The sequence below is a fragment of the Modestobacter sp. SYSU DS0657 genome (genome assembly GCF_054050925.1).
On the sequence record NZ_JBJHAG010000061.1, the window covers coordinates 1 to 877 of the forward strand.

Sequence of the window (877 nt, forward strand, 5' to 3'; positions counted from 1 at the left end):
TGGGCCGGCCGTGGGTGTGGGGGCTGGGCCTGGCCGGGGAGGCCGGCGTGCGCCAGGTGGTCGAGGACGTGCTCGGGGAGTTCGACCTCACCCTGGGCCTGACCGGCCACACCGCCGTCGACCAGCTCTCCCGCGAAGTGTTGAGGGGCCGCTGACGAGCCGAAGGCGCGATGCCTGCTCCTCAGCCGAACGCGCAGCGCACGGGTCGTAATCGCGGGGCAGTTCGCCGGGGGACCACCTCGTCGACCGGGCGCAGCCGGCGACCGTGGCCGAGGTGCCGTGCGATGACGGTCCCGCCGGGCCGGAGGCCGCCGAGGACGTCGGTGGGGACGACGCCCCTCCGCACTTGGCCGGATAGCTGGCCTGAAGCGGAGTCCCGATTGTGGTGATGACGGTGGTGCCGCCGGACCCGCTGGCGAGACCGGCTCCTGGGTGGACCGCGAGTATCGGCAGTGGCGCGCGGCGCTTATCGCGACCCGACAGGAGGAGGCGCGAACCGCGCTGCGTCCGAGTGATCAAACGACCAAGCTGCCAGACCGTCAGGGCCAGGCCTCGCCCGCCAACGACCTGACGGAGAGGCCTCTTGGTGCGGCTGCTGAGGCCGGGGCAGTCGTTCCGACATTCCAGCCCACCGTCCGTGGCGCGCTCAAAGCCCTGTGACCGGACCGGCTCGGTCAGCCTTTGCCGAGCGCCGCCTGAAGCTTGAGGTCGCGCGGCTCAGGCGCAAGGCGTCCTGCCTTAGCGTTGGGGCGTGCAGATCCGTGAACTGTCCGTGCCCGACAGCTACGTCCTCGATCTCGTCGCGCACGGCGACGCTCGCGGCCGGTTCACCGAGTGGTACCGGGCCGACGTGCTGGCCGAGGCCACCGGGTCCGGC

The 877-nt window shown here is 72.2% G+C and carries 1 protein-coding gene; it reads left to right on the plus strand.

Features of this window, described 5'->3' with window-relative positions; genetic code table 11:
- Positions 1-14: 14 nt before the first annotated feature.
- A complete protein-coding gene (locus tag ACI79A_RS19645) occupies positions 15-155 on the plus strand; it encodes an alpha-hydroxy-acid oxidizing protein (protein WP_457085436.1) in 141 nt (46 codons plus the stop codon).
- Positions 156-877: the final 722 nt, after the last annotated feature.